This window comes from Streptomyces sp. NPDC001902, assembly GCF_042891295.1.
Classification (GTDB): domain Bacteria; phylum Actinomycetota; class Actinomycetes; order Streptomycetales; family Streptomycetaceae; genus Actinacidiphila.
Genome location: NZ_JBIATA010000005.1, coordinates 120,822 through 145,260, shown reverse-complemented (window position 1 = coordinate 145,260; position 24,439 = coordinate 120,822). Strand labels below are relative to the sequence as shown.

Annotated in this window: 21 protein-coding genes; 5 read left to right on the top strand and 16 right to left on the bottom strand. The window is 72.3% G+C overall.

Annotation, left to right across the window (positions count from 1 at the left end; translation table 11 throughout):
- Positions 1 to 8: 8 nt before the first annotated feature.
- Together ACFYYN_RS11575 and ACFYYN_RS11570 are read right to left on the bottom strand one after the other, a co-directional pair.
- Positions 9 to 1,073: a glycoside hydrolase family 113 gene (locus ACFYYN_RS11575; protein ID WP_500545578.1), complete on the bottom strand. Its 1,065-nt coding sequence runs from the start codon at positions 1,071 to 1,073 to the stop codon at positions 9 to 11.
- Positions 1,070 to 2,938 carry a DUF2334 domain-containing protein gene (locus ACFYYN_RS11570; RefSeq protein WP_500545577.1) on the bottom strand — a complete coding sequence of 623 codons (1,869 nt, stop codon included), beginning with the start codon at positions 2,936 to 2,938 and terminating at the stop codon, positions 1,070 to 1,072. The genes ACFYYN_RS11575 and ACFYYN_RS11570 overlap by 4 nt, the downstream gene beginning before the upstream one ends.
- A gap of 527 nt (positions 2,939 to 3,465) precedes the next feature.
- On the opposite strand from ACFYYN_RS11570, the gene ACFYYN_RS11565 reads away from it, so the two are divergent.
- The 3 genes from ACFYYN_RS11565 to ACFYYN_RS11555 all read left to right on the top strand — a co-directional run bounded on the left by ACFYYN_RS11565 (position 3,466) and on the right by ACFYYN_RS11555 (position 6,675).
- Positions 3,466 to 4,710 (top strand): glycosyltransferase family 2 protein, encoded by a 1,245-nt coding sequence (locus ACFYYN_RS11565; RefSeq protein WP_500545575.1) that lies wholly within the window; start codon positions 3,466 to 3,468, stop codon positions 4,708 to 4,710.
- Between the two features lie 106 nt (positions 4,711 to 4,816).
- Positions 4,817 to 5,968, top strand: coding sequence for a non-hydrolyzing UDP-N-acetylglucosamine 2-epimerase (gene wecB / locus ACFYYN_RS11560; protein WP_500545574.1), 1,152 nt, complete (start codon positions 4,817 to 4,819; stop codon positions 5,966 to 5,968).
- Positions 5,965 to 6,675, top strand: a complete 711-nt coding sequence (locus ACFYYN_RS11555; protein ID WP_500545573.1) for a calcium-binding protein — start codon at positions 5,965 to 5,967, stop codon at positions 6,673 to 6,675. Before wecB ends, ACFYYN_RS11555 begins: the two co-directional genes overlap by 4 nt.
- Positions 6,676 to 6,737: 62 nt before the next feature.
- Here the strand turns inward: ACFYYN_RS11555 and ACFYYN_RS11550 are convergent, their stop codons facing one another.
- The 14 genes from ACFYYN_RS11550 to hisI form a co-directional block, all read right to left on the bottom strand.
- Positions 6,738 to 8,198 carry a glutamate synthase subunit beta gene (locus tag ACFYYN_RS11550; RefSeq protein ID WP_500545572.1) on the bottom strand — a complete coding sequence of 487 codons (1,461 nt, stop codon included), beginning with the start codon at positions 8,196 to 8,198 and terminating at the stop codon, positions 6,738 to 6,740.
- Positions 8,191 to 12,780, bottom strand: coding sequence for a glutamate synthase large subunit (gene gltB, locus ACFYYN_RS11545; RefSeq protein ID WP_500545719.1), 4,590 nt, complete (start codon positions 12,778 to 12,780; stop codon positions 8,191 to 8,193). The genes ACFYYN_RS11550 and gltB overlap by 8 nt, the downstream gene beginning before the upstream one ends.
- A gap of 274 nt (positions 12,781 to 13,054) precedes the next feature.
- Entirely contained in the window at positions 13,055 to 13,774 is a 720-nt protein-coding gene (locus tag ACFYYN_RS11540; protein WP_500330587.1) for a VIT1/CCC1 transporter family protein, read from the bottom strand.
- A 205-nt stretch (positions 13,775 to 13,979) separates the two neighbouring features.
- Complete coding sequence (gene lgt / locus ACFYYN_RS11535; protein ID WP_500545571.1) at positions 13,980 to 15,020, bottom strand: prolipoprotein diacylglyceryl transferase; 1,041 nt, start codon at positions 15,018 to 15,020, stop codon at positions 13,980 to 13,982.
- Positions 15,021 to 15,095: 75 nt separating this feature from the next.
- Positions 15,096 to 15,992: a DsbA family protein gene (locus tag ACFYYN_RS11530; protein WP_500545570.1), complete on the bottom strand. Its 897-nt coding sequence runs from the start codon at positions 15,990 to 15,992 to the stop codon at positions 15,096 to 15,098.
- A gap of 75 nt (positions 15,993 to 16,067) precedes the next feature.
- Positions 16,068 to 16,877, bottom strand: a complete 810-nt coding sequence (gene trpA / locus ACFYYN_RS11525) for a tryptophan synthase subunit alpha (RefSeq protein WP_500545569.1) — start codon at positions 16,875 to 16,877, stop codon at positions 16,068 to 16,070.
- On the bottom strand, positions 16,874 to 18,118 hold the full coding sequence (gene trpB, locus ACFYYN_RS11520) for a tryptophan synthase subunit beta (protein WP_500545568.1): 1,245 nt from the start codon (positions 18,116 to 18,118) through the stop codon (positions 16,874 to 16,876). The genes trpA and trpB overlap by 4 nt, the downstream gene beginning before the upstream one ends.
- A gap of 193 nt (positions 18,119 to 18,311) precedes the next feature.
- On the bottom strand, positions 18,312 to 18,449 hold the full coding sequence (gene trpM, locus ACFYYN_RS11515) for a tryptophan biosynthesis modulator TrpM (protein WP_431959897.1): 138 nt from the start codon (positions 18,447 to 18,449) through the stop codon (positions 18,312 to 18,314).
- 8 nt (positions 18,450 to 18,457) lie between these two features.
- Positions 18,458 to 19,267, bottom strand: coding sequence for an indole-3-glycerol phosphate synthase TrpC (gene trpC / locus ACFYYN_RS11510; RefSeq protein WP_500330562.1), 810 nt, complete (start codon positions 19,265 to 19,267; stop codon positions 18,458 to 18,460).
- A gap of 148 nt (positions 19,268 to 19,415) precedes the next feature.
- The gene (locus ACFYYN_RS11505; protein ID WP_500545567.1) at positions 19,416 to 19,832 is read right to left on the bottom strand and encodes a DUF2752 domain-containing protein; all 417 of its coding nucleotides are present in this window, start codon (positions 19,830 to 19,832) and stop codon (positions 19,416 to 19,418) included.
- Positions 19,833 to 19,940: 108 nt separating this feature from the next.
- Positions 19,941 to 20,153, bottom strand: a complete 213-nt coding sequence (locus tag ACFYYN_RS11500) for an HGxxPAAW family protein (RefSeq protein WP_500330558.1) — start codon at positions 20,151 to 20,153, stop codon at positions 19,941 to 19,943.
- A 121-nt stretch (positions 20,154 to 20,274) separates the two neighbouring features.
- A complete protein-coding gene (locus ACFYYN_RS11495; protein ID WP_500545566.1) occupies positions 20,275 to 20,940 on the bottom strand; it encodes a TIGR02234 family membrane protein in 666 nt (221 codons plus the stop codon).
- 57 nt (positions 20,941 to 20,997) lie between these two features.
- Positions 20,998 to 22,518, bottom strand: a complete 1,521-nt coding sequence (locus ACFYYN_RS11490) for an anthranilate synthase component I (RefSeq protein ID WP_500330554.1) — start codon at positions 22,516 to 22,518, stop codon at positions 20,998 to 21,000.
- A 32-nt stretch (positions 22,519 to 22,550) separates the two neighbouring features.
- Positions 22,551 to 22,898 carry a phosphoribosyl-AMP cyclohydrolase gene (hisI, locus tag ACFYYN_RS11485; RefSeq protein ID WP_499511313.1) on the bottom strand — a complete coding sequence of 116 codons (348 nt, stop codon included), beginning with the start codon at positions 22,896 to 22,898 and terminating at the stop codon, positions 22,551 to 22,553.
- An 81-nt stretch (positions 22,899 to 22,979) separates the two neighbouring features.
- On the opposite strand from hisI, the gene ACFYYN_RS11480 reads away from it, so the two are divergent.
- Both ACFYYN_RS11480 and ACFYYN_RS11475 read left to right on the top strand, forming a co-directional pair.
- Positions 22,980 to 23,762 carry a hypothetical protein gene (locus ACFYYN_RS11480; protein WP_500545565.1) on the top strand — a complete coding sequence of 261 codons (783 nt, stop codon included), beginning with the start codon at positions 22,980 to 22,982 and terminating at the stop codon, positions 23,760 to 23,762.
- A 38-nt stretch (positions 23,763 to 23,800) separates the two neighbouring features.
- Positions 23,801 to 24,439, top strand: coding sequence for a TIGR03085 family protein (locus tag ACFYYN_RS11475; protein ID WP_499511315.1), 639 nt, complete (start codon positions 23,801 to 23,803; stop codon positions 24,437 to 24,439).

Genomic DNA, 24,439 nt, shown 5'->3' with positions numbered 1-24,439 from the left:
TGTCACGCTCATGTGCGCCACCAGCGGCGCAGCACCTCCTCCGCGGGTTTGCCGCGCGGGCTGTACGCGAGCCGGGCCGGGGTCTCCCCGCTGTCCGGCCAGTCGTCCCACATCCACCAGCACACCCCGGCCCACCAGCGCTCCCCGTCCAGGGCGGCGAGCAACGCCTGGTACGCGGCCGCCTGCTCGGCCTCCGCCGGTTGCCGGCTGACGGTCCAGGAGTACGGGGCCGTGGTCGTCCCGCGCTGGCTGACGTAGCCGGCCTCGGTGAACAGCACGCGGCGGTGGTGCCGGGCGGAGTAGCCGGCCAGCTCCCGGATGACGGGCCGCCAGGCGGCGCGCAGCCGGCCGACGTCGGCGGTGGGGCGCTCGGCCAGCGGCCAGTAGGCGTCGACCCCGATCAGGTCGAGGGCGTCCCAGAAGGGGACGTGCTCGTACTCGTCGTAGTTGGCGGCGTAGACCAGCGGACCGTCGTAGGCGTCCCGGACGGCGCGGATCACCGCCCGCCAGCGCCCGCCGTCCCGCGAGGTGCCGGCCAGTTCGGTGCCCACGGAGAACTGCTCGACGCCGAGCCCGCCCGCCAGCTCCGCGTAGTGGGTGATGAAGCGCGCGTAGGCGGTGAACCAGGCATCGGGGTCGGTGGGCGTGATGCCGGCCCGGTCGCCGCCGCCGGTCAGGTCGACGTGCGGCTTGAGCAGCACCTTCAGGCCGGCGGCATGGGCCTCGCGGACGATCCGCCGCAGGCTCGCGTCGCTCGCGGTCTCCTCGGTGGTGCGCATCGAGGTCCCGTGGACGCCGGACTGGTACCAGGTGGGGGTGAAGGACACCCAGCGCGCGCCGGTGGCGGCGATGCCGCGCAGGTAGCGCCCGACGGCGGGGCTGTCGTAGTCGTCCGCGGCCCAGGAGGGCAGCGCGATGCCGCGGACACGGTCGCCCGCACCGGCCCCGGGGCGCTCGTACGGCCGGTCGTCCGGGCGGTCCGCGGGCCGGGCGCCGACGGTGGTGCAGCCGGCGGTGAGGGCGAGGACCGCCGCCGCGACGGTCGCGGCGGCGGTCCTCCGGAGCAGGGTCACGCGGCGGTCGCGGGGCTGACGAAGGTGTAGCCGAGGGCGCGGATGCCCTCGACCGTCTCCTTGAGCGGCTGGACCGGGTAGTAGGGGTGGTAGAAGAAGCTGGCGAAGCCGTCGCGGACGGCGAGGTTCGCCTTGGCCGAGGCGATCAGGTCGGCCGGCAGGCGCGCCGGGTGGTTGTTGTAGGCCTCGGGCTCGTAGTTGCCGATGTTCTCGGGGAGCACGGTGGTGCCGTACACGTCCTTCACGACGTACGGGAAGAACTGCCCGATGAAGCGGTTGGGGTCGGCCGTGCTGCCGCCGAGGGTGCCCGAGAAGTACAGCGAACGCTCCAGGCGCGCGGTGTAGTTCTGGGCGAAGACCTTGTAGTCGGTGGCGGAGGCCGCGTAGTGCGGGGTGGTCCACAGCTTGGGCACCGGCAGTCCCGCGAGGGCGAACTGGGCCAGGCCCAGGGTGACCCGGGTCTGCGCCCACAGGGCGGAGTCCCCGGCGACCGGGCCGTCGTAGACCACGTTGTCGGAGGCGTCGACGTGGGCCCGGTAGAACTCGAAGTCGTCGCCGGTGACGCCGTTGTAGGGGTTGGCGGTGTTCCCGTACTGGTGGGTGTAGCCGTGGTTCATCAGCACGGCACCATGCTGGAGCATGTACTTCAGGGTGGTGACCAGTTCGGGACGCTGCGCCAGGGTGACGGTCTGCGGCCGGCCGTTGTTGTAGGTGCCCTTGGGATCCGTGTAGACGGGGATGACGTTGATGCCGTAGGGGATCTGCTCCGCGGCGAGGTAGTCGGCGATGGCCCGCAGCTGCGCGGGGTCGGAGTTGGGGCTGATGTCCTCCAGCCGCATCATGGCCCGATGCCGCTCGGCGGTGGCGGGGGCGAGGGAGTCGAAGAGCAGGTCCTCGAAGGCGATGATCCGGTCGCTCTCGGAGACGTAGGCGAAGGGGATCTCACCGACGTACGTGAGGTTGCCCGATCGCACGGCCCACGGGAAGTCGGTGCCGGTGCCGGTGTCGCGCGCGGTGGCCAGCTGCGTCACCGCCGGGTAGCCGGGCCCCGACGAGATGGCGGGGCGCAGCACGCCGCCGTCCTGACCGGCCGGGATCTTCCGGGTGAGGTCCTGGTTCCTGTACGTCACCTGCGTGACGGTGCCGACGCTGCCGTTCGCCTCGAAGTACGACGCGGTGGGGTCCCAGCCGTACTTGGTCTGGAACTGCGCGACCCCGGTCGCGTTCGCCAGCGACCAGATGTTGTCCGCGAGCCAGGTCACCGGACGCGTGGTGGTGACCACGTCCTGGTAGAAGGCGGCGGGGACGGCGTCGGGGACGCTCCCGCCGTAGTAGGTGGAGCCGATGTAGAAGGTGGCCGTGTACTGGTTGACCATGCCCGCGGTGTACTGCGAGACGGGCTTGGCGGTCACGGTCCCGAAGTGGCCGGCGAGGTTGGCGGTGGCCATGGCGTAGAGCTCGCCGAGGTGCCCGTAGGGGCCGGCGGTGTCGTACAGCACGAGCGCGGTGGTGCCGGCGGCGGCCGCAGCCGCCCTCGCGGGTGCGGCGGCCAGCGGGGCGCGTGCGCCGGTCAGGTCGCGGCCGACCCGTGGCGGCCGGCCGCCGCCGCGGACCGGGCCCTTGGCGCGCCGCTCCCGGTCGGCGGCACGCTGGGCCGCGGCCCAGCCCGTGAAGTCGACCTTGCCGAGGCCGGCGCGGCCGCCCAGGAGCTCGCCGCGGTGGCGGTGGTCGCCCTTGCCGGCGGAGCCGTGCCCTGCGGCACCGCCCGCCGGGGCGGACAGGAATGCGACCCCCAGGAGGGCCGTGATGAGCATGACGATGACGGAGACCCGGGACTTCCCGGGCCTCCTGATGCGGGATTGCATGTTTCCCCCCATTGCACCGGTTCAGAACAGGTCGCCGATTGTTCAGAGCGGCAATGCCCGATGTCAACACGATCATCGGATTCGCCTCTCGTTCGATTTTCATTCCGGCATGGAAACCCAATGCCCCCGGAAGGGTGAATCCCCCTTTCGGTGCACACCCCGGAGCTGCGGCGATACCGCCGCACGCCCCGCGCGCAACCCCACGCACCACCTATCAGGCGATGATCATCAAAAAGTATCTGCTAACTTCCTGCCCTGGAGTTCCGGACCGCCTTTCGCGCCGGAACGCATTGGGGGGACTCACTCATGTACGGAAGGCCCGCACTGGGCACAATGCTGCCGCTGGCCGGTATGGCCACGGCTTCGAGGGCTGTTCCTGGCATTCCGTTCGCCAGGGGTTTACAAATAGCGGCAGGAATGGGCTTCCTGCTGTATTGCCTGATCGCATTCGGTCTGATGGCGGCGAGACTCTGGCTCCGCCGTCCCTCGGCCCGTGCGGCGGCCGGCCGGCCCGCCGGCGGCCGGTCATGACCGGCCAGTTCGCGTTGTGGGCCGCGACCGCGCTGATCGTGCTGGCCGGGACCTACAACACCACGCTGTTCCTGCTCTCCCGGCGCCACATCCGCCGGGTACGCCAGCCGGGACGGCAGCGCTTCTACGTCTTCCTGCTCGCCTGCCTCAACGAGGAGAAGGTCCTCGCCGAGAGCCTGGCCCGGATCACCTCACTGCCCGCCGACAGCTTCGTGGCACTGGTCATCGACGACGCCTCCGACGACCGTACGTCCGAGGTCGCCCGGGCCGCCGACAGCTCGCGGGTCTGGCTCTACCGGCGCCGGCTCCCCGACGCCCGGCGCGGCAAGGGCGCGGCGCTCAACGCGGGCGTGCGCCACCTGCGGGCCGCCGGGCTGCTCGGCCACCGCGCCCCCGAGGACGTCATCATCTGCGTCGTCGACGCCGACGGCCGGCTCGACCCGCACACCATCCAGGCCGTCGACCCGTACTTCGACGACCCGGCCACCGGCGCCGTCCAGATCGGCGTCCGCATGTACAACCGGCACCTGGGGCTGCTGGCCCGGCTGCAGGACATGGAGTTCGTCGTCTACGGCGACGTCTTCCAGAGCGCCCGGCGCTTCCTGGGCAGCGTCGGCATGGGCGGCAACGGGCAGTTCATGCGGCTGTCCGCGCTCGACACGCTCGGCGGCGACGGCCCCTGGAGCGACAGCCTGACCGAGGACCTCGACCTCGGGGTCCGGCTGATCGCGCGCGGCTGGCGCAACCAGTACTGCACCACCGCCGCCGTCTCCCAGCAGGCCGTGCTCGACGTACGACGGCTGGTGCGGCAGCGCTCGCGGTGGTTCCAGGGCCACCTGCAGTCCGCCGGCCTGGTGCCGCTGATCCTGCGCGAGGTCGCCACCCGCCCGGCCCTGGACCTGCTCTACCACCTGTCCAGCCCGGTGCTGATCCTGCTCACCTCGCTGCTGCCGCTGTCCTTCCTGGTCGCCGTCGGCGGCACCGTCACCGCCTCGTTCCAGGAGGGCCGGCCGCTGGTCTCGCCGATGTGGCTGCTCGGCCCGTACCTGCTCTCCTTCACCGCGGCCTACGTCTACGGCTTCGTCTACGCCAAGCGCGAGCGCACGCTCGGGCTGGTGCGCTCCGTCCTGGTGGCGCACGCCTTCATCCTCTACGGCTACATCTGGTTCGCCGCCGGCTGGTGGGGCCTGTGGCGGATGCTCACCGGCAAGCACACCTGGCTGAAGACCGCGCGCACCTGACGGCCCGTACTCCTTCTCGTCCCGATCACCTGCACCACCGTCCCAGGGGGGAACCATGTCCGCTCACCCATCCGAATCGCCCGGAACGACGCAAACGATCCGCGCGATGCTCGTCCTCGGCACCCGGCCGGAGGTGATCAAACTGGCCCCCGTGGCCCGGGCGATGGCGGCCTCGGAGCTGTTCGAGCCGATCGTGGTCACCACCGGACAGCACCGCGAGATGCTCCACCAGATGCTGGAGCTGCTGCAGGTGCCGGCCAGGGCCGGGCTCGACGTGATGCGCGAGCGCCAGCAGCTCTCGGAGCTGACGGCCCGTCTGGTGGAGGGACTGGGCGAGGTCATCAGGAAGGACCGTCCGGACCTGGTGATCGTCCAGGGCGACACCACGACCGCGCTGGCCGGGGCGCTGGCCGCCTTCTACGAACGCGTCCCCGTCGCCCACGTCGAGGCGGGTCTGCGCACCGGCGTCCTCGACAACCCGTTCCCCGAGGAGCTCAACCGCCGGCTGATCGGGCGGATCGCCCGCTGGCACTTCGCCCCCACCCCGCGGGCCGCCGCCCACCTGCTCGCCGAGGGCACCCCCGACACCCAGGTGTTCACCACCGGCAACACGGTCATCGACAACCTGCTGTGGGTGCTCGGCGAGGGCGTCGGCCGCAGCGCCTTCCCGGGCAGCGGCCGCCGCCGGGTGCTGCTCACCCTGCACCGCCGGGAGAACCAGGGGGAGCGGATGCGCGCCATGGGCCGCGCGCTGCGCCGGCTCGGCCAGCGCGGGGACGTGGAGATCCTGCTGCCGCTGCACAAGAGCCCGGCCGTGCGCGAGACCCTGCTGCCCGAACTGACCGGCCACCACGCCGTGCACGTCGTCGAACCGCTGGGCTACCCCGACTTCGCGGCGACCCTCGCCGACTGCGAGCTGGTCCTCACCGACTCCGGCGGCATCCAGGAGGAGGCGCCCAGCCTCGGCAAGCCCGCGCTGGTGCTCCGTACCACCACCGAGCGGCCGGAGGCCGTGGAGGCGGGCGCGGCCCGGCTGATCGGCACCGACCCCGAGGCGATCCTGACGGCCGCGGGCCGGCTGCTGGACGACCCGGCGGAGTACCACCGCATGGCGACCGCGGGCAATCCCTTCGGCGACGGACGGGCGGCAGAACGCGTGCTCGCCCAGCTCGCCGAGGACTTCGGCGAGGACGTGCCCACCACGCTCTCCTCCGCGGTCCCGCCGCCCCGTGCCCCGGAGCCCTCCCCCGCGGCATGACCACCGTCCTGAGGTCCTCCGTGCTCCGGCCCCTCCGCCCACCGCGGCGGAGGGGCCCGCGGTCCGCCGGGCTGGTGCTCGCCCTGCTGCTGGTGGTGGGCGGCGTGGTGTACGCGTGCCAGGGGCGCGGCGGCGCCGGGCCCGGCTGGACGGACGGCACGGTGCACGGGCCCTGGCTATCGGTGTACGACGGCTACGGCGACAACCGCGGGGACGCCACGTCGCTGCTGCTCTCGCCGGGCGTGGCCGACCGCCCGGACGTCACGCACGCGGGCCTGGTGGTCTCCACCGAGGAGTACGGGGACATGGCCTACGGGGCGCGGACGCGGACGCTCCGTCAGCTGCGCACCCCCCGGCCCAACCCGTGGGAAGTGCCGTGGCTGGTCTGGGCGTACCGCGACCCGGAGCACTTCTACTACCTCGCCCTCAAGCCGAACGGCTGGGAGCTGGGCAAGCGCGACCCGGCGTACCCGGGCGGCCAGCGCTTCCTGGCCACCGGACCGGCGCCGTTCCCCACCGGGCGCTGGTACCGGATCGAGGTGGAGCAGCGCGGCGCCACGCTCACGATCACGGTCGACGGGCGCTTCCTGACCTCGTTCGCGGACGCCGAACGCCCCTACACCGGGGGCCGCGTGGGCGCCTACACCGAGGACGCCCGGGTGGAGTTCCACGACATGGCAGTGCGACACCTGCCCCCGGTCGGGTGAGGGCAGGCGCCGCGTTCCGTTCCGTACGCCCTTGTACGGGACGTCTCAGGTGTGACGGAGGGTCAGACCGTCAGCGGGCGATCCGTGGGACGGATCGGGGCCGGCAGGATGCTCGCGCCGGTGAGGTAGTGGTCCACCGCGCGGGCCGCGGAACGGCCCTCGGCGATGGCCCACACGATCAACGACTGGCCGCGGCCCGCGTCACCGGCGACGAAGACACCGTCCACGTTGGTGGTGAAGTCCTTGTCGCGGGCGATGTTGCCGCGGGCGTCGAGCTCCAGGCCGAGCTGCTCGACCAGGCCGTTGCGCTGGTCGGTGCCGGTGAAGCCCATGGCGAGGGTGACCAGTTCGGCAGGGATCACCTTCTCGGTGCCGGGCTGCGGGACGAACTTCCCGTCCTGGAAATCGACCTCGACCAGGTGCAGCGCCTTGACGTTGCCGTCCTCGTCGCCCTCGAACCTCATGGTGTTGACGGCGTAGACCCGCTCGCCGCCCTCCTCGTGGGCGGAGGTGACCTTGTACGTCATCGGCATGGTCGGCCAGGGCTGGTGCGCCGGGCGGTCCTCCGACGGCCGGGGCATGATCTCCAGCTGGGTGACCGAGCGGGCGCCCTGGCGGTGCGCGGTGCCGACGCAGTCGGCGCCGGTGTCGCCACCGCCGATGACGACCACGTGCTTGCCCTCGGCGGTGATCGGCGGGGCGACGAAGTCGCCCTCCTGCACCTTGTTGGCCAGCGGCAGGTACTCCATCGCCTGGTAGATGCCGCCGAGTTCGCGTCCCTCGGCGGGCAGGTCGCGCCACTGGGTGGCGCCCGCGGCGATCACCACGGCGTCGTACCGCTTGCGCAGTGCGCTGCCCGGCATGTCGCGGCCGACCTCGACACCGGTGCGGAACTTGGTGCCCTCCGCGCGCATCTGTTCGATGCGGCGGTTGATGTGCCGCTTCTCCATCTTGAACTCGGGGATGCCGTACCGCAGCAGACCGCCGATGCGGTCGGCCCGCTCGTACACCGCGACGGTGTGGCCGGCCCGGGTCAGCTGCTGGGCGGCGGCCAGGCCCGCCGGGCCGGAGCCGATGACGGCGACGGTCTTGCCGGAGAGCCGGTCCGGGGGCTGCGGGGTGACGTCCCCGCTGTCCCAGGCCTTGTCGATGATGGTGACCTCGACGTTCTTGATGGTCACCGCCGGCTGGTTGATGCCGAGCACACAGGCGGACTCGCAGGGGGCCGGGCAGAGGCGACCGGTGAACTCCGGGAAGTTGTTGGTCGCGTGCAGGCGCTCGCTGGCGGCCTTCCAGTCCTCACGGTAGGCGTAGTCGTTCCACTCGGGGATCAGGTTCCCCAGCGGACAGCCGTTGTGGCAGAAGGGGATGCCGCAGTCCATGCAGCGTCCGGCCTGCTTGGTGATGATCGGCAGCAGGCCGCCGGGAACGTAGACCTCGTTCCAGTCCTGCTTGCGCTCCTCGACCGGACGGGTCGGAGCGGTCTCGCGGGGCGTGGTGAGGAAGCCCTTCGGGTCAGCCATTTGCCGCCTCCATCATCTTCGCGACGGTCTCGGACTCGGAGAGCCCGGCTTGCTCGGCGGCGTTCTTGGCGGCGAGCACTGCCTTGTAGTCCCGCGGCATGACCTTGCCGAAGCGGGTGAGGGTGTGGCCCCAGTCGGCGAAAAGCTTCTCGGCGACGGTGGAGCCCGTCTCCTCCTGGTGGCGGCGCACCACGTCGTGCAGCCACTTGATGTCGTCGGCGTCCAGCTCCTCGACGTTCACCATGCCGGTGTTGACGTTGTCCGGGTCGAGGTCGAGGACGTACGCGATGCCGCCCGACATGCCGGCCGCGAAGTTGCGGCCGGTCGGGCCGAGCACCAGTGCCCGGCCACCGGTCATGTACTCGCAGCCGTGGTCGCCCACGCCCTCGGACACGACGGTGGCGCCGGAGTTGCGGACGCAGAAGCGCTCGCCGGTGGTGCCGCGCAGGAAGAGCTCACCGCCGGTGGCGCCGTACGCGATGGTGTTGCCGGCGATGGTCGAGTACTCGGCCAGGTGGTCGGCACCCCGGTCGGGACGGACGATCACCCGGCCGCCGGACAGGCCCTTGCCGACGTAGTCGTTGGCGTCGCCCTCCAGGCGGAGCGTGATGCCCTTGGGGAGGAAGGCGCCGAAGGACTGGCCCGCTGAGCCGGTCAGGGTGATGTCGACGGTGTCGTCGGGCAGGCCGGCGCCGCCGTACTTCTTGGTCACCTCGTGGCCGAGCATGGTGCCGACCGTGCGGTTGACGTTGCGGATCGCGACCTGGGCGCGGACCGGGTCGCCGTTGTCGAGGGCGTCCTTGGCGAGCGCGATGAGCTCGTTGTCGAGCGCCTTGCCCAGGCCGTGGTCCTGGTCGATGGTGCGGTGCAGGGCCGCGCCCTCGGGCAGCTCGGGCACGTGGAAGAGCGGGGCGAGGTCCATGCCCTGCGCCTTCCAGTGGGTGACGGCCGCGGTGGTGTCGATCAGCTCGGCGTGGCCGACGGCCTCCTCGATCGAGCGGAAGCCCAGCTCGGCCAGGAGCTCGCGGACCTCCTGCGCGATGAACTCGAAGAAGTTCACCACGTACTCGGCCTTGCCGGTGAAGCGGTCGCGCAGCACCGGGTTCTGGGTGGCGATGCCAACCGGACAGGTGTCCAGGTGGCACACCCGCATCATCACACAGCCGGAGACCACCAGCGGGGCGGTCGCGAAGCCGAACTCCTCGGCGCCCAGCAGGGCGGCGATGACGACGTCGCGGCCGGTCTTCAGCTGGCCGTCGGTCTGGACGACGATGCGGTCGCGCAGGCCGTTGAGCAGCAGCGTCTGCTGCGTCTCGGCCAGGCCCAGCTCCCAGGGGCCGCCCGCGTGCTTCAGCGAGGTCAGCGGGGAGGCGCCGGTGCCGCCGTCGTGGCCGGAGATCAGCACCACGTCGGCGTGGGCCTTGGAGACGCCCGCCGCGACCGTGCCGACGCCGACCTCGGAGACCAGCTTCACGTGGATGCGGGCCTGCGGGTTGGCGTTCTTGAGGTCGTGGATCAGCTGCGCCAGGTCCTCGATGGAGTAGATGTCGTGGTGCGGCGGCGGCGAGATCAGGCCGACACCGGGGGTGCTGTGCCGGGTCCTGCCGATCCACGGGTAGACCTTGTGGCCGGGCAGCTGGCCGCCCTCACCGGGCTTGGCGCCCTGGGCCATCTTGATCTGGATGTCGTCCGCGTTGACCAGGTACTCCGAGGTGACGCCGAAGCGGCCGGAGGCGACCTGCTTGATCGCGGAACGGCGCGCCGGGTCGTACAGGCGGTCCGGGTCCTCGCCGCCCTCGCCGGTGTTGGACTTGCCGCCCAGCTGGTTCATGGCGATGGCCAGCGTCTCGTGCGCCTCGCGCGAGATGGAGCCGTACGACATGGCGCCGGTGGAGAAGCGCTTGACGATCTCGGAGACCGGCTCGACCTCGTCGACCGGGATCGGGGCGCGCTCGCCGTCCTTGAACGCGAACAGGCCGCGGAGCGTCATCAGGCGCTCGGACTGCTCGTTCACCCGGTCCGTGTACTGCTTGAAGATGTCGTAACGGCGCGAGCGGGTGGCGTGCTGCAGCCGGAAGACCGTCTCCGGGTCGAACAGGTGCGGCTCGCCCTCGCGGCGCCACTGGTACTCGCCGCCGATCTCCAGCCGGCGGTGCGCCGGGGCGATGCCGGAGGCGGGGTAGGCCTTGGCGTGCCGGGCGGCGACCTCCTTGGCGACCACGTCGATGCCGGCGCCGCCGAGCTTGGTCGTGGTGCCGTGGAAGTAGGTGTCGACGAAGTCGTTGTCCAGGCCGATGGCCTCGAAGACCTGCGCGCCGCGGTAGGAGGCGACGGTGGAGATGCCCATCTTGGACATCACCTTCAGCACGCCCTTGCCCAGCGCCTTGATCAGGTTCCTGATGGCCGCCTCGGGCTCCAGACCCTGGAGGAAGGTGCCCGCGCGCAGCAGGTCCTCGACCGACTCCATCGCCAGGTAGGGGTTGACCGCCGCGGCACCGTAGCCGATGAGCAGCGCGACGTGGTGCACCTCGCGGACGTCGCCGGCCTCGACCAGCAGGCCCACCTGGGTGCGCTGCTTGGTGCGGATGAGGTGGTGGTGCACGGCGGAGGTGAGCAGCAGCGACGGGATCGGCGCGTGCTCGGCGTCCGAGTGCCGGTCGGAGAGCACGATCAGCCGGGCGCCGTCCTCTATGGCGGCGTCGGCCTCGGCGCAGATCTCGGTGAGCCGCGCGGCCAGGGCCTCGCCGCCGCCGGAGACCCGGTACAGGCCCGACAGCGTCGCGGCCTTCAGGCCCGGCAGGTCGCCGTCGGCGTTGATGTGGATGAGCTTGGCCAGCTCGTCGTTGTCGATCACCGGGAAGGGCAGGGTGATGTTGCGACAGGACGCCGGCGACGGCTCCAGCAGGTTGCCGGACGGGCCGACGGCGCTGATCAGCGAGGTGACCAGCTCCTCCCGGATGGCGTCCAGCGGAGGGTTGGTGACCTGCGCGAACAGCTGGGTGAAGTAGTCGAAGAGCAGCCGGGGCCGCTCGGACAGCGCGGCGATCGGCGAGTCGGTGCCCATGGAGCCCAGCGGCTCACCGCCGGTCTTCGCCATCGGCGCCAGGATGATCCGCAGCTCCTCCTCGGTGTACCCGAAGGTCTGCTGGCGGCGGGTGACCGAGGCGTGGGTGTGCACGATGTGCTCGCGCTCGGGCAGGTCGTTGAGGTGGATCAGGCCGGCTTCCAGCCACTCCGCGTAGGGGTGCTCGGCGGCGAGCTGGGCCTTGATCTCGTCGTCCTCGATGATCCGGTGCCGGGCCGTGTCGACCAGGAACATCTTCCCGGGCTGCAGCCGGCCCTTGCGGACCACCTTGTCCGGGGAGATGTCGTCCAGCACGCCGGACTCGGAGGCGAGCACGACCAGGCCGTCGTCGGTGACCCAGTAGCGCCCCGGACGCAGGCCGTTGCGGTCCAGGACGGCGCCGACGACGGAACCGTCGGTGAAGGTGACGCAGGCCGGGCCGTCCCAGGGCTCGATCAGGGTGGAGTGGTACTGGTAGAAGGCGCGCCGGGCCGGGTCCATCGAGTCGTGGTTCTCCCACGCCTCGGGGATCATCATCAGCACGCTGTGGGGCAGCGAGCGGCCGCCGAGGTGGAGCAGCTCCAGCACCTCGTCGAAGGTCGCCGTGTCCGAGGCGTCCGGCGTGCACACCGGGAAGATCCGGTCCAGGTCGCCGCCGAAGTGGCCCGAGGCGAGCTGCGACTCGCGGGCGCGCATCCAGTTGCGGTTGCCCTTGACGGTGTTGATCTCACCGTTGTGGGCGACGAAGCGGTACGGGTGCGCCAGCGGCCAGCTGGGGAAGGTGTTGGTGGAGAAGCGGGAGTGCACCAGGGCGATGGCGGTGGCGGTGCGCTCGTCGGACAGGTCCGGGAAGAAGGGCTCCAGCTGGCCGGTGGTCAGCATGCCCTTGTAGACGAGCGTCCGGGCCGACAGTGACGGGAAGTAGACGTCCGCCTCGCGCTCGGCGCGCTTGCGCAGCACGAAGGCGGGGCGGTCGAGGTCGATCCCGGACCGCGCGTCCTCGGCGTCCGAGACGAAGAGCTGGGAGAAGTACGGCATCGTCGAGCGCGCCGTGGCGCCGAGGACGTCGGGGCCGATCGGCACCTCGCGCCAGCCGAGGACGGTCAGGCCCTCCTCGGCGGCCAGCCGCTCGATGGACTCGACGGCCTTGCGGCGGTCCTCGTCCTCGACGGGCAGGAACGCCGTGCCGACCGCGTACCGGCCGGCGGCGGGCAGCTCGAAGCCGGCGACCGCCCTCAGGAACGCGTCCGGGACCTGCATCAGGATGCCCGCGCCGTCGCCGGAGTCCGGCTCGGAGCCGGTGGCCCCGCGGTGCTCCAGGTTGCGCAGCACGGTCAGTGCCTGCTCCACGAGCGCGTGGTCCGCCTCGCCGGTGAGGGTGGCCACGAAGCCGACGCCGCAGGCGTCGTGCTCGTTGCGGGGGTCGTACATCCCCTGGGGGGCGGGACGCCCGTCCATGTGGGACCACCGGCCGGAACCGGAGCCGGCGGTCTGGGGGTGCGTGGACGCGGAACGCATCGGCTCTCCCGTCGTCGTCATCTGGCATATGACATGCGCACTAGGGACGACGTTGGCCCTCTGCGATTTCGTGCAGGTTACATGATGGCCGGATGGCCGAAAAGTGGATAGCCAGTTCCATCATGTGGACTAAGCAGCGCTACGAGCAGGCAGTATGGGCCAGCATCGCTCACGTGAGACGCAGGCGACACTGCCCACGGCGCCACAGACTGATGCCCTGTGTTGGTCGCGCTGAAACGAGCGGGTAACAAGTGGCTTGTGGCCGTCACCCGGCTCAGCCGACGGCGGTGCCGAACAGCGCGCCCAGAACGAAGGTAACCCCGGCGGCGGCTCCGCCCAAGACGAGCTGCCGAAGTCCGCTGAACCACCAGCTGCGCGCCGTCACACGGGCCACAGCCGCCCCGCAGAGGAAGAGACCGATCAGCGCGACGATCACCGCGGGCCAGACCACCGTTGCGCCGATCAGGTACGGGAGCACCGGCAGCAGGGCGCCGACGCCGAAGGACACGAACGAGGAACCGGCCGCCACCAGCGGCGACGGCAGGTCGGTCGGGTCGACGCCCAGCTCCTCGCGGGCGTGGATCTCCAGGGCCTGCTCCGGGTCCCTGGACATCTGCCGGGCCACCTCTTCGGCCAGCTCCGGCTCGACGCCCCGGGCGACGTACAGCGCGGCCAGTTCGCGCAGCTCGTCCGTGGGGTTGCGGCGCAGTTCCAGCCGTTCGACGTCCAGCTCCGCCTGGACCAGCTCCCGCTGGGAGGCGACGGAGGTGTACTCGCCCGCGGCCATCGAGAAGGCGCCCGCCGCGAGTCCGGCCAATCCGGTGATCACGATGGTCGAGGGGGCGACGTTGCCGCCGGCGACGCCGGTCATGAGCGCGAGGTTCGACACCAGGCCGTCCATCGCCCCGAACACGGCCGGACGAAGCCAGCCACCGCTGACGTCCCGGTGGGTGTGGTGCGCCACGTGGTACGGCGCGACCCGCTCGTCCTCCATGGCTGACGGCATGGTCGATCTGCTCCTTCCCCCGGGGCGGCGATCCCCGCGTCCCTCCCTCGAACGCCTCGACCGTACGCTCGAATTCCCTGCGTTTCCAGCAAGGAAAGCCTGCCTTACCTGCGAAAACGCGCCCGGAGACAAAACGCCGCGGCCGCCGTCACCAGGGTGGTGAACGGCGGCCGCGGGCTGCGCGACGTACGCGTCAGAGGTTCTTGGCGGGCTTGGCCTCGGCATCGACGGGGACGGCGCCGTCCTCCTCGTCCCGGTCCGGGCCGGGCTCCGCCCCGTCGGCTTCGGTCTTCCCGGCGTCCACGTCCGCTTCCGCGTCCGTCGCCTGCTCGCCCTCGGCGTCCCCGGCGTCCTTGGCCTTCGCGTCGGGGTCCGTCCCCTCCGCGGAGGCCTCGGCCGCGGCGACGGCCGCCGGCTCGACGACCTCCTCACGGCCCGGCCGCAGCCTCGCCGAGACCACGATGTAGACCACGGCGGCGACGAAGACCAGGATCGACGTCCAGTCGTTGAGACGCAGGCCGAGGACGTGGTGGGCGTCGTCGACGCGCAGGTACTCGATCCAGAAGCGCCCGACGGTGTACGCCGCGACGTAGAGCGCGAAGGCGCGGCCGTGGCCGAGCCGGAAGCGCCGGTCGGCCCAGATGACCAGCAGGGCCACGCCCACGCACCACAGCGACTCGTAGAGGAAGGTCGGGTGGTACGTCGCGACGTCCAGGCTGTCCGCCGGCCGGTGGGCGCTGTCGATCTTCAGCGCCCAGGGCACATCGGTGGCGCGCCCGTACAGCTCCTGGTTGAACCAGTTGCCCCAGCGGCCGATGGCCTGGGCGAAGGCGATGCCCGGCGCCACGGCGTCGGCGTACGCGGGCAGCGAGATGCCGCGGCGCCGGCAGCCGATCCAGGCGCCGAGGGCACCCAGGGCGATGGCGCCCCAGATGCCGAGGCCGCCCTCCCAGATCTTGAACGCGTTGACCCAGTCCTTGCCCTCACCGAAGTAGAGCTCGTAACTGGTGATCACGTGGTAGAGGCGGCCGCCGACCAGGCCGAAGGGCACCGCCCAGACGGCGATGTCGGCGACCGTGGTCTTCAGTCCGCCGCGGGCGACCCATCGCCTGCCGCCGAGCCACACGGCCACGAAGACACCGATGATGATGCAGAAGGCATAGCCGCGCAGAGGGATGGGGCCGAGGTGGATGACCCCGCGCGACGGACTGGGAATGAAGGCGATGAGTTCCATGGCACTGCCGACGCTACCGTGCCGGGCGGGTGCGGCGGGCACCCGCCCGGCAACGGCTGGATAACGGGCGTGAGCTCAGCCGCCCTGCGAGGCCGCGGGAGAGCCTCCCGCGGTCGCGGAGCCGCTCGCCGATCCCGTCGCACCCGGCGACCCGGAAGCGCTCGTCGGGGTGGCGCCCTGCGTCGCGGTGCCGGGCTTCTTGCCCTTGTTGGCCTCGGTGACCAGCTGCTTCAGCCGGTCCGCGGTCAGGTTGGGCTGCCCCTTGGCGAGCAGGTTCCCCCCGCCGTTGAGCAGGATGGTGGGCGTGGAGTTGAAGCCGGCGGCGCCGAAGGCCTCGTTGTTGGCGTTCACCCAGTCGTCGTACGTGCCGTCCTTCACGCAGGTGGTGAAGGCGTCGGTCTTCAGCCCCGGCACCTTGCCCGCAAGCTCCAGCAGGTAGGTCTTGTCGGCGAAGTGGTCGTCGTTCTCCTGCGGCTGGTTCCGGTAGAGGACGTCGTGGTACGCGCGGAACTTGCCCTCGTCCTGCGCGCAGGCCGCGGCGTTGGCGGCGTTGAGCGATCCGGTACCGCCCAGGTTCCCGTCGATGAGCCGGACGAGGTGGTACTCGACCTTGAGCTGGCCCTGGTCCTGGAGGGCGTGGATGGTGTCGCGGAGCTCGTTCTCGTAGGCCGCGCAGGCCGGGCACCGGAAGTCCTCGTACACGGTCAGGGTGGACGGGGCGTCGCTCGCGCCGTTGGGGAGGGCCAGCTTGTCCTTGCCGGTCGCGCCCACCGGGGTCACGGCCGGGGCGCCGGAACCACCGCCGCTGCCCGCCACCACGATCCCGATGACGGCGCCGACGGCCAGGACCCCCACCACGGAGCCCGCGACGATCAGCGTCCTCTTGCGCTTGTGCCGGCGCTCGTCCTCCGCGCGCTGCTCCTGCAGCCGGTCCCGGGCACTGCGCTTTCCTTCACGGTTCTTCTCGCTCACACCCAGGCACAACGAACCGGGGGCACGCTCGCGCGTACCCCCGGCCCATGTTTCGCCCGGAAGAGTGAGGCGCCGCTACCGGCGGACGCCCTGGGCGAGGTCCGCCGCCAGCTCGCGCACCCCGGCCAGGCCCTGCTCCAGGTCCGGCGCGTCGAGCAGCCGCTTGACGAACGCCGAGCCGACGATCACCCCGTCCGCGAAGCCCGCCACCTCGGCTGCCTGGGCGGCGTTGGAGACGCCCAGGCCCACGCAGACCGGCAGCTCGGTCTGGGCCCGGGTGCGCCGCACCAGGTCGGCCGCCTCGGCGCCGACGCTCTCACGGGTGCCGGTGACGCCCATCAGCGAGGCCGCGTAGACGAAGCCGGAGCCCGCCGCCGTGATCTTCGCCAGCCGCTCGTCCCGGCTGCTCGGGGCGACCACGAAGACGGTGGCCAGTCGGTGCTGCTCGGCGGCCTTCCGCCACACCTCGGACTCCTCCACCGGCAGGTCCGGCAGGATGCAGCCCGCGCCGCCCGCCTCTGCCAGCTCGGCCGCGAAGCGCTCGGTGCCGTAGCGGTCCACCGGGTTCCAGTACGTCATGACCAGGATCGGCTTGCCCGTCGCGGCGTGCGCCTCCCGCACCGTGCGCAGCACGTCCTTGATCCGCACACCGCCGCGCAGCGCGATGTCGTCCGCGGTCTGGATGACCGGGCCGTCCAGCACGGGGTCGCTGTGCGGCAGGCCGATCTCGACGACGTCGGCACCGCCCTCCAGGGCCGCCTTCGCCGCCTCGATGCCGCCCTCCACGGTCGGGAAACCGGCCGGGAGGTAGGCCACCAGGGCGGCGCGCCCCTCGGCCCTGGCACCGGCCAGGGTCCGGTCCAGCAGCTCGATCTGCCCGCTCACCGCTGTGCTCCTTCAGCCTCGTCGTACAGCCCGAAGTAGCGGGCGGCCGTGTCCATGTCCTTGTCACCGCGGCCGGAGAGGTTGACCAGGACCAGGCCCTCCTCGCCCAGCTCCCGGCCGACCCCCAGCACGCCGGCGAGGGCGTGGGCGCTCTCGATGGCCGGGATGATGCCCTCGGTGCGGGACAGCAGGCGCAGCGCCTGCATCGCCTCGTCGTCGGTGACCGGGCGGTACTCGGCGCGGCCGGTCTCCTTGAGGTAGGCGTGCTCGGGGCCGATGCCGGGGTAGTCCAGGCCGGCCGAGATCGAGTACGGCTCGGTGATCTGGCCCTCGTCGTCCTGCAGGACGTAGGAGCGGGAGCCGTGCAGGATGCCGGGCTCGCCGACGGTGAGCGTCGCCGCGTGCTCGCCGGAGTCCACACCGTGCCCTGCCGCCTCCAGGCCCACCAGACGCACGGACCCGTCCGGGATGAAGGCGTGGAACAGGCCGATCGCGTTGGACCCGCCGCCCACGCAGGCGGCGACCACGTCCGGCAGCCGTCCCGCGCGCTCCAGGATCTGGCGGCGGGCCTCGACGCCGATGACGCGGTGGAAGTCGCGCACCATCGCCGGGAAGGGGTGCGGGCCCGCGACCGTGCCGAAGAGGTAGTGGGTGCGGTCCACGTTGGCGACCCAGTCGCGGAACGCCTCGTTGATCGCGTCCTTCAGCGTGCGGCTGCCGGACTTCACGGGGATGACCTCGGCGCCGAGGATGCGCATGCGGGCGACGTTGAGCGCCTGGCGCTCGGTGTCGACCTCGCCCATGTAGATGGTGCACTCCAGGCCGAACAGGGCGCAGGCGGTGGCCGTCGCCACGCCGTGCTGGCCGGCGCCGGTCTCGGCGATGACCCGGGTCTTGCCCATGCGCTTGGTGAGCAGCGCCTGGCCCAGCACGTTGTTGATCTTGTGCGAGCCGGTGTGGTTGAGGTCCTCCCGCTTGAGGAAGACCCGTGCCCCGCCGGCGTGCTCCGCGAACCGCGGCACCTCGGTGAGCGGGCTCGGCCGGCCGGTGTAGTGCACCAGCAGGTCGTTCAGTTCCGCGGCGAAGGCCGGATCGGACTTCGCCTTGTCGTACTCCACGGCGACCTCGTCCACGGCGGCGACCAGCGCCTCCGGGATGAACTTGCCGCCGAACCGGCCGAAGTAGCCCTCGGCACTGGGCACCCGGCCCTCGGGGTCGGGGATGAAGAAGTCTTCGGACATGACGTTCTCGGCTCCTTCGGGGGCGCGCGTCGGCAGCCCCCAGGGTTTCGCGTACCAATGGTCACGTTACGGCGCGTCCGGCGCCGCCGGCGGCATGCGCACGCCCGCGGCCGGGGAGCACGGCGGGACGCTCACCGGCGGGGTCGCCGGTGGGCACGCCCGTGCCCCGGTCATCAGGAGGACGGCGCTGCCGTCAGCGCCATCGGCGCCCGTTGATCTGACCCGGCTCGCAGCCGATGTGGTAGCGCACGCGGCGGCCGAGGACGCGCCGCGCGGGCGCGCGGCAGCCACGGGGACGGCAGCCCCGGGCCAGTCGCGCGTAGGTCGTCATGGTGCCGGTCAGCCCCGTCCGTGGCGCAGCGCGGGGTGCGCGCCCGCGGCCACGAGGTCGGCCACGGCGGCCTTGGGGTCGCGGCCGGTCACCAGCGATTCGCCGACGAGGACGGCGTCGGCGCCGTCGTTGGCGTAGGCGATGAGGTCGTGCGGGCCGCGGACGCCGGACTCGGCCACCTTGACGATGTGGTCCGGGATCTCCGGGGCGACGCGGGCGAAGGTGCCGCGGTCGACCTCGAGGGTCTTGAGGTTGCGCGCGTTCACGCCGATGATGCGGGCGCCCGCGTCGACGGCGCGCTCGACCTCCTCCTCGTCGTGCACCTCGACCAGCGGGGTGAGCCCGATGGACCCGGCCCGCTCGATCAGGGAGACCAGCGCGTCCTGCTCCAGCGCCGCGACGATCAGCAGCGCCAGGTCGGCACCGTAGGCGCGGGCCTCCCAGAGCTGGTAGGCGGTGACGATGAAGTCCTTGCGGAGCACGGGGATGTCGACCTTGGCCCGGACGGCCTCGAGGTCGGCCAGCGAGCCGCCGAAGCGGCGCTGCTCGGTGAGGACCGAGATGACGGCGGCGCCGCCCGCCTCGTAGTCCGCGGCCAGGCCCGCGGGGTCGGCGATGGCGGCCAGAGCGCCCTTGGAGGGGCTGGACCGCTTGACCTCGCAGATGACCTTGACGCTGTCGCCGCGCAGGGCCGCCACGCCGTCCTTGGCGTCGCGCGCCTTCGCCGCCCGCTCCTTGAGCTCGTCGAGGGAGACCCGGGCCTGCCGCTCGGCGAGGTCCTCGCGGACTCCGTCGATGATCTCGTCGAGCACACTCACGCGCGAGGACCCCTTCCGAAAGCGAAACGATCAAGCCAGTGAGATGTTCCACCAGCACTGCGATGGTAACCGCCGGTGGGCGGAGGACCCGCATCCGGCGGGGCGGGGGCCCACCGGACGGACGGTCCGGGCGTCCCTTCGTCGCTGGTCAGGGCGCCAGCGCGGTCCCGAACGGAAGGTTCCGGACGACGGTGAAGAGCAGCACGGCACCCGTGATCGCCCACCAGTGGACGGCCCGCAGCGCGAGCGGGAAGGGGCGGCCGCGCAGCGTCCGGATGAGCCAGACCGTCCACACCACGGCGAAGAGCAGGTAGCCCGCCACGGCCAGCGCGTTGAGGCCGATCGCCGTGCCGAAGTCGCCGTGCACGACCGCGTACGCGCTGCGCAGCCCGCCGCAGCCGGGGCAGTACAGGCCCGTGTAGTGCAGCAGGGGGCAGACCGGGTAGTGCCCGGCCTCGTTCGGGTCGAAGGTGCCGACGTACGCGAAGGCGGCGGCGACACCGCCGAGCACGCCCAGCGGGGCGGCGAGGGCAATCGGCTTCGGCCTGGAGGCGGTCTCGGTCACGCGGTGATTGTCCCGCGCCGCGCCCGGCAGGGACACCCGGGGTGGCCGGAAAGGACGCAGCCGCCGCCGGCGGATGCGCCGGCGGCGGCTGCGGGGTCCGTGCCCGGGTCAGCCGTGCTGCTTCTCCGGCACCGGCTTGCCGAGGCCCGCGGCGCGCATGCCGAGACCGACCAGACCGCCCAGGGCGGCGACCGCCAGGCCGGCGAACATACCGATCGGCTCCGCCAGGACGACAAAGGCAGCCGCGACGCAGAAGCCGATGAAGGCGATGGTCACGCCGGTCCAGGCGGCAGGGGTGTGTCCGTGGCTGTTGCCCGCCATGAGTGCTCCCAAGTCGTTCTACAAAAGGGTCGTCAGTTGCTCCGCCCGCGCGATGGCGCGCGTCATGCGCCATTGTCCCCCGTTCCGCTCACGCTCCGCGCGCGGGGGGTGGCCCGGCGCGTCAGGGCGCCTCGGTGGGGTCCTCGCCGCGGTCCAGCGCCTTCCACAGGTCCTCGGGGCGCTCCTCGCCGGCGGCGGGTGCGGCGGTACGGGCGGGCTGCGACGCCTTCGGGGTGTCGCGGTCGTACCGGTTCGACATCCCGGGCCAGGTCCGGGCGCGGAGGAGGGCGACGGCGCCTGCGGACAGCAGCAGCGCCCCACCGGCCGCGGAGACCCCCGGCCAGGCGCTGGTGGCGGCCCCGGTGACGGTCGTACGGCTGAGGCCGCTGGCGGTCGCCGCGGCGGCGTCCAGGGCCGCGGTGTCGCCGAGCGCGAGCAGCGCCGCCGCGAGGGCCCCGGCCCCGCACAGCGCGAGCAGCCCGCCGACGAGCAGCCGGGCCGCTCCCCGTACGGCGAAGACCGCCACGAGGGCGGCGAGTCCCACCAGCGCGAGCGCGCCCGGCACCCCGGTGACCTGGTGGCCGGAGACACTGACCGGCATCCCGCCGCCGGCGAACGGGGCGCTGCCCTTCTGCCAGGTCTTGCCCGAGGCCAGGAGCACGACCGCGGCGCCGGCCACGCCGCTCGCCAGGGCGAGGACGAGGCTGCCGCGGCCGGCCGCCCGGCGGGGTGCGGGCCCGGCGGACGGTTCTGCGACGGTGCCGGGCTGGGGTACGGAACTGCTCACCGGACCACTATCCCCCGTCGCTCCCGCGCCCCGGCACGCGGGTCCCGCCGGTGGCGGTCACGCCCCGCCGCGCATCCGGCCCGCCGTGTCGACGGCGCGGAGCACCGCGGCGGCCTTGTTCCGGCACTCGGTGTCCTCGCTGACCGGGTCGGAGTCGGCGACGATGCCGGCGCCGGCCTGGACGTAGGCGGTCCCGCCGCGCAGCACCGCGGTACGGATGGCGATGGCGGTGTCGGAGTCCCCGGCGAAGTCGAGGTAGCCCACGGCGCCGCCGTACAGCCCGCGCCGGGTGGGCTCCAGCTCGTCGATGATCTGCATCGCGCGCGGCTTGGGCGCCCCCGACAGGGTGCCCGCGGGGAAGCAGGCGGTGAGGACGTCGAAGGCCGTGCGGCCGGCGCCGAGGCTGCCGGTGACGGTGGAGACGATGTGCATGACGTGGCTGTACCGCTCGATCGACATGAAGTCGACGACCTCGACGCTGCCGGGCTCGCAGACCCGCCCGAGGTCGTTGCGGCCCAGGTCGACCAGCATCAGGTGCTCGGCGCGCTCCTTGGGGTCGGCGAGCAGTTCGTCGGCGAGCGCCTGGTCCTCCTGGGGCGTCGCGCCGCGCGGGCGGGTGCCCGCGATGGGGTGCACCATGGCCCGGCCGTCCTCGACCTTGACCAGCGCCTCGGGGCTGGAGCCGACGACGTCGAAGCCGTCGAAGCGCAGCAGGTACATGTAGGGGGAGGGGTTGGTCGCCCGCAGCACGCGGTAGACGTCGAGCGCGCTCGCCGGGCAGGGGGTCTCGAACCGCTGCGAGGGCACGACCTGGAAGGCGTCGCCGGCCCGGATGTACTCCTTGGCCGTCTCCACCGCGGCCTGGTACGCGGCGCCGCCGAAGCGCGAGGTGACCTCCTCCGGCAGCCGGGACGGCGGCAGCTCGGCGGGCGCGGAGTCCACGGGACGGGCCAGGTCTTCGGTCATGGCGTCGAGCCGCCGCACGGCCTCGGCGTACGCCTCGTCGACGCCGGTGTCGAGGTCGTTGTGGTTGATCGCGTTGGCGATCAGCAGCACCGAGCCGTCCCAGTGGTCGAGCACCGCCAGGTCGGAGGTGAGCAGCATCGTGAGCTCGGGCAGGCCCAGGTCGTCGCGGGCGTGGTCGCCGATGCGCTCCAGGCGGCGCACGACGTCGTAGCCGAGGTAGCCGACCATGCCCCCGGTGAACGGCGGCAGGCCCGCGTCGTCGTGCAGGTCGCGCGGGGTGTGCAGGGCCTCGATCGTGGCCCGCAGCGCCTCCAGCGGGTCGCCGCCGGCCGGCACGCCGACCGGCGGCGTGCCGAGCCAGTGGGCCCGGCCGTCGCGCTCGGTCAAGGTGGCGGCGCTGCGGACGCCGACGAACGAGTAGCGGGACCACGAGCGGCCGTTCTCCGCGGACTCCAGCAGGAAGGTGCCGGGGCGCTCGGCGGCGAGCTTCCGGTACAGGCCGACCGGGGTGTCCCCGTCGGCCAGCAGCTTCCTGCTGACCGGGATGACACGGCGGTCCTGCGCCAGCTTGCGGAAGGTGTCGAGGTCGGGGGTGACGGTGCCCGTGGTCATGGTCCGCAGCCTAGTGCCCGGGCGCGGCCGCTTCAGGCCAGCGGCAGTTCGCCCGCGTCGAAGCAGGTGCGGTCGCCGGTGTGGCAGGCCGCGCCGACCTGGTCGACCTTGACGAGGATCGTGTCGCCGTCGCAGTCCAGGGCCACGGACTTCACGTGCTGGACGTGCCCGGAGGTGTCGCCCTTGACCCAGTACTCCTGGCGGCTGCGGCTCCAGTAGGTGCAGCGGCCGGTGGTGAGGGTGCGGTGCAGCGCCTCGTCGTCCATCCATCCGAGCATGAGGACTTCGCCGGTGTCGTACTGCTGCGCGACGGCGGGGACGAGGCCGTCGGCGGTGCGCTTGAGACGGGCGGCGACGGCTGGGTCGAGCGGGGATTCCATACCCCCATTCTGCCCGCCGCGGGCGGCGTGACTTCGGCTCCTGCCCTCACCCCGCTCACCCGTATGGGGCATGCTTCGTCCATGAGTTTTCCTCCGCCGTCGCCGCCCGACGACCCGCGCCCCGGACAGGGCGGCGGTTTCGGGCCGCCCCCGGGGGGTTTCGGCCCGCCGCAGTACCAGCCCCAGCAGCAGTACCAGCCGCAGCCGCAGCCGCCGTACCAGAACCAGCCGCAGTTCCCCGGGCCTGCGCAGCAGGGCGGCGGTTACGGCTACCCGCCCCCGCCGCAGCCGCCGCGCAGCGGTGGCGGCGCGAAGGTGGCCGCGATCGTCATCGGCGCGGTCGTCCTGATAGCCGTCGTCGTCGGCGGCCTGGCGATCGCGCTGAGCGGCGGCGAGGACGACGACAAGGGCGCCGCCGGGTCCACGAGCAGCAGCCCCACGGCCTCGGCCCCCGCCACGCAGGACACGGCGACCGCGTCCACGGAGCCGGACCCCTCGGAGACCTTCCGCAAGTACGTCGTGCTCAGCCCCGGCCAGTGCTTCGACGATCCGGGCCTGGACAGCGGCGTCACCGAGGTCACGACGGTCTCCTGCAACGGCCCGCACGACGCCGAGGTCATCGCCAACGAGACCATCACGGGCACCTTCGCCACCGAGGCCGCGCTCAAGGCCAAGGTCCTGAAGCTGTGCGAGGCGGACGCCGCCAAGCGCCTGAAGGACGTCAAGGACAACCCCGGGTACTACTACTACGCGCTGTACCCGAAGCTCTCGGGCTACCAGGTGCAGGGCAAGGACACCATCTCCTGCTCCCTGACCCTCAGCAACAAGCTGGACGGCAAGAAGCTGACGAAACCGCTGCCGTAGCTGCTGCCCACCGGCGGGGCCGGACGTAGGCTGACGGCATGTCGACTCATGCCCAGCGTGAACGTCTGCTCCTCGCCGACCTGCTGGAGAGTGCCGGACCCGAGGCGCCAACCCTCTGCGAGGGCTGGACCACCCGCGACCTCGCCGCCCACATCGTGGTGCGGGAGCGCCGCGGTGACGCCTCGGCCGGCCTGGTCATCCCCTTCCTCGCGGACCGGTCGGAGCGTGTGCGCAAGGAGTTCGCGGAACGGCCCTTCCAGGAATTGATCCGGCTGATCCGCACCGGGCCGCCGCGGCTGTCGCCGTTCGCCCTCAAGCAGATCGACGAGGCGGCCAACACCGTCGAGTTCTTCGTCCACGCCGAGGACGTGCGCCGGGCCCAGCCGGACTGGTCGCCGCGCGAACTGGACCCCGTCTTCGCCGAACTGCTCTGGTCCCGGCTGGAGCGCTCCGCCCGGCTGCTGGGCCGCAAGGCCCCGGTCGGTGTGGTGCTGCGCCGTCCGGACGGGCAGACCGCGGTGGCGCACCGCGGCGCCCCGGTCGTCACGGTCACCGGGGAGCCCGGCGAGCTGCTGCTGTTCGCCTTCGGCCGGCAGGACTCCGCCCGGGTGGAGACCGAGGGCGACAAGGACGCGGTGACCCGGCTGTACGACGCCAGGCTCGGGATCACGGCCTGA

Bases quoted from the DNA above. Each gene is read 5' to 3' on its own strand.
- ACFYYN_RS11570 (WP_500545577.1), bottom strand. From the start codon at position 2,938: ATGCAATCCCGCATCAGGAGGCCCGGGAAGTCCCGGGTCTCCGTCATC.
- ACFYYN_RS11480 (WP_500545565.1), top strand. From the start codon at position 22,980: ATGAGTTTTCCTCCGCCGTCGCCGCCCGACGACCCGCGCCCCGGACAG.
- ACFYYN_RS11550 (WP_500545572.1), bottom strand. From the start codon at position 8,198: ATGGCTGACCCGAAGGGCTTCCTCACCACGCCCCGCGAGACCGCTCCG.
- ACFYYN_RS11540 (WP_500330587.1), bottom strand. From the start codon at position 13,774: ATGGAGGACGAGCGGGTCGCGCCGTACCACGTGGCGCACCACACCCAC.
- ACFYYN_RS11490 (WP_500330554.1), bottom strand. From the start codon at position 22,518: ATGACCACGGGCACCGTCACCCCCGACCTCGACACCTTCCGCAAGCTG.
- ACFYYN_RS11565 (WP_500545575.1), top strand. From the start codon at position 3,466: ATGACCGGCCAGTTCGCGTTGTGGGCCGCGACCGCGCTGATCGTGCTG.
- hisI (WP_499511313.1), bottom strand. From the start codon at position 22,898: ATGGAATCCCCGCTCGACCCAGCCGTCGCCGCCCGTCTCAAGCGCACC.
- gltB (WP_500545719.1), bottom strand. From the start codon at position 12,780: ATGCGTTCCGCGTCCACGCACCCCCAGACCGCCGGCTCCGGTTCCGGC.
- ACFYYN_RS11475 (WP_499511315.1), top strand. From the start codon at position 23,801: ATGTCGACTCATGCCCAGCGTGAACGTCTGCTCCTCGCCGACCTGCTG.
- trpM (WP_431959897.1), bottom strand. From the start codon at position 18,449: ATGACGACCTACGCGCGACTGGCCCGGGGCTGCCGTCCCCGTGGCTGC.
- ACFYYN_RS11555 (WP_500545573.1), top strand. From the start codon at position 5,965: ATGACCACCGTCCTGAGGTCCTCCGTGCTCCGGCCCCTCCGCCCACCG.
- ACFYYN_RS11500 (WP_500330558.1), bottom strand. From the start codon at position 20,153: ATGGCGGGCAACAGCCACGGACACACCCCTGCCGCCTGGACCGGCGTG.
- trpB (WP_500545568.1), bottom strand. From the start codon at position 18,118: ATGTCCGAAGACTTCTTCATCCCCGACCCCGAGGGCCGGGTGCCCAGT.
- lgt (WP_500545571.1), bottom strand. From the start codon at position 15,020: ATGGAACTCATCGCCTTCATTCCCAGTCCGTCGCGCGGGGTCATCCAC.
- wecB (WP_500545574.1), top strand. From the start codon at position 4,817: ATGCTCGTCCTCGGCACCCGGCCGGAGGTGATCAAACTGGCCCCCGTG.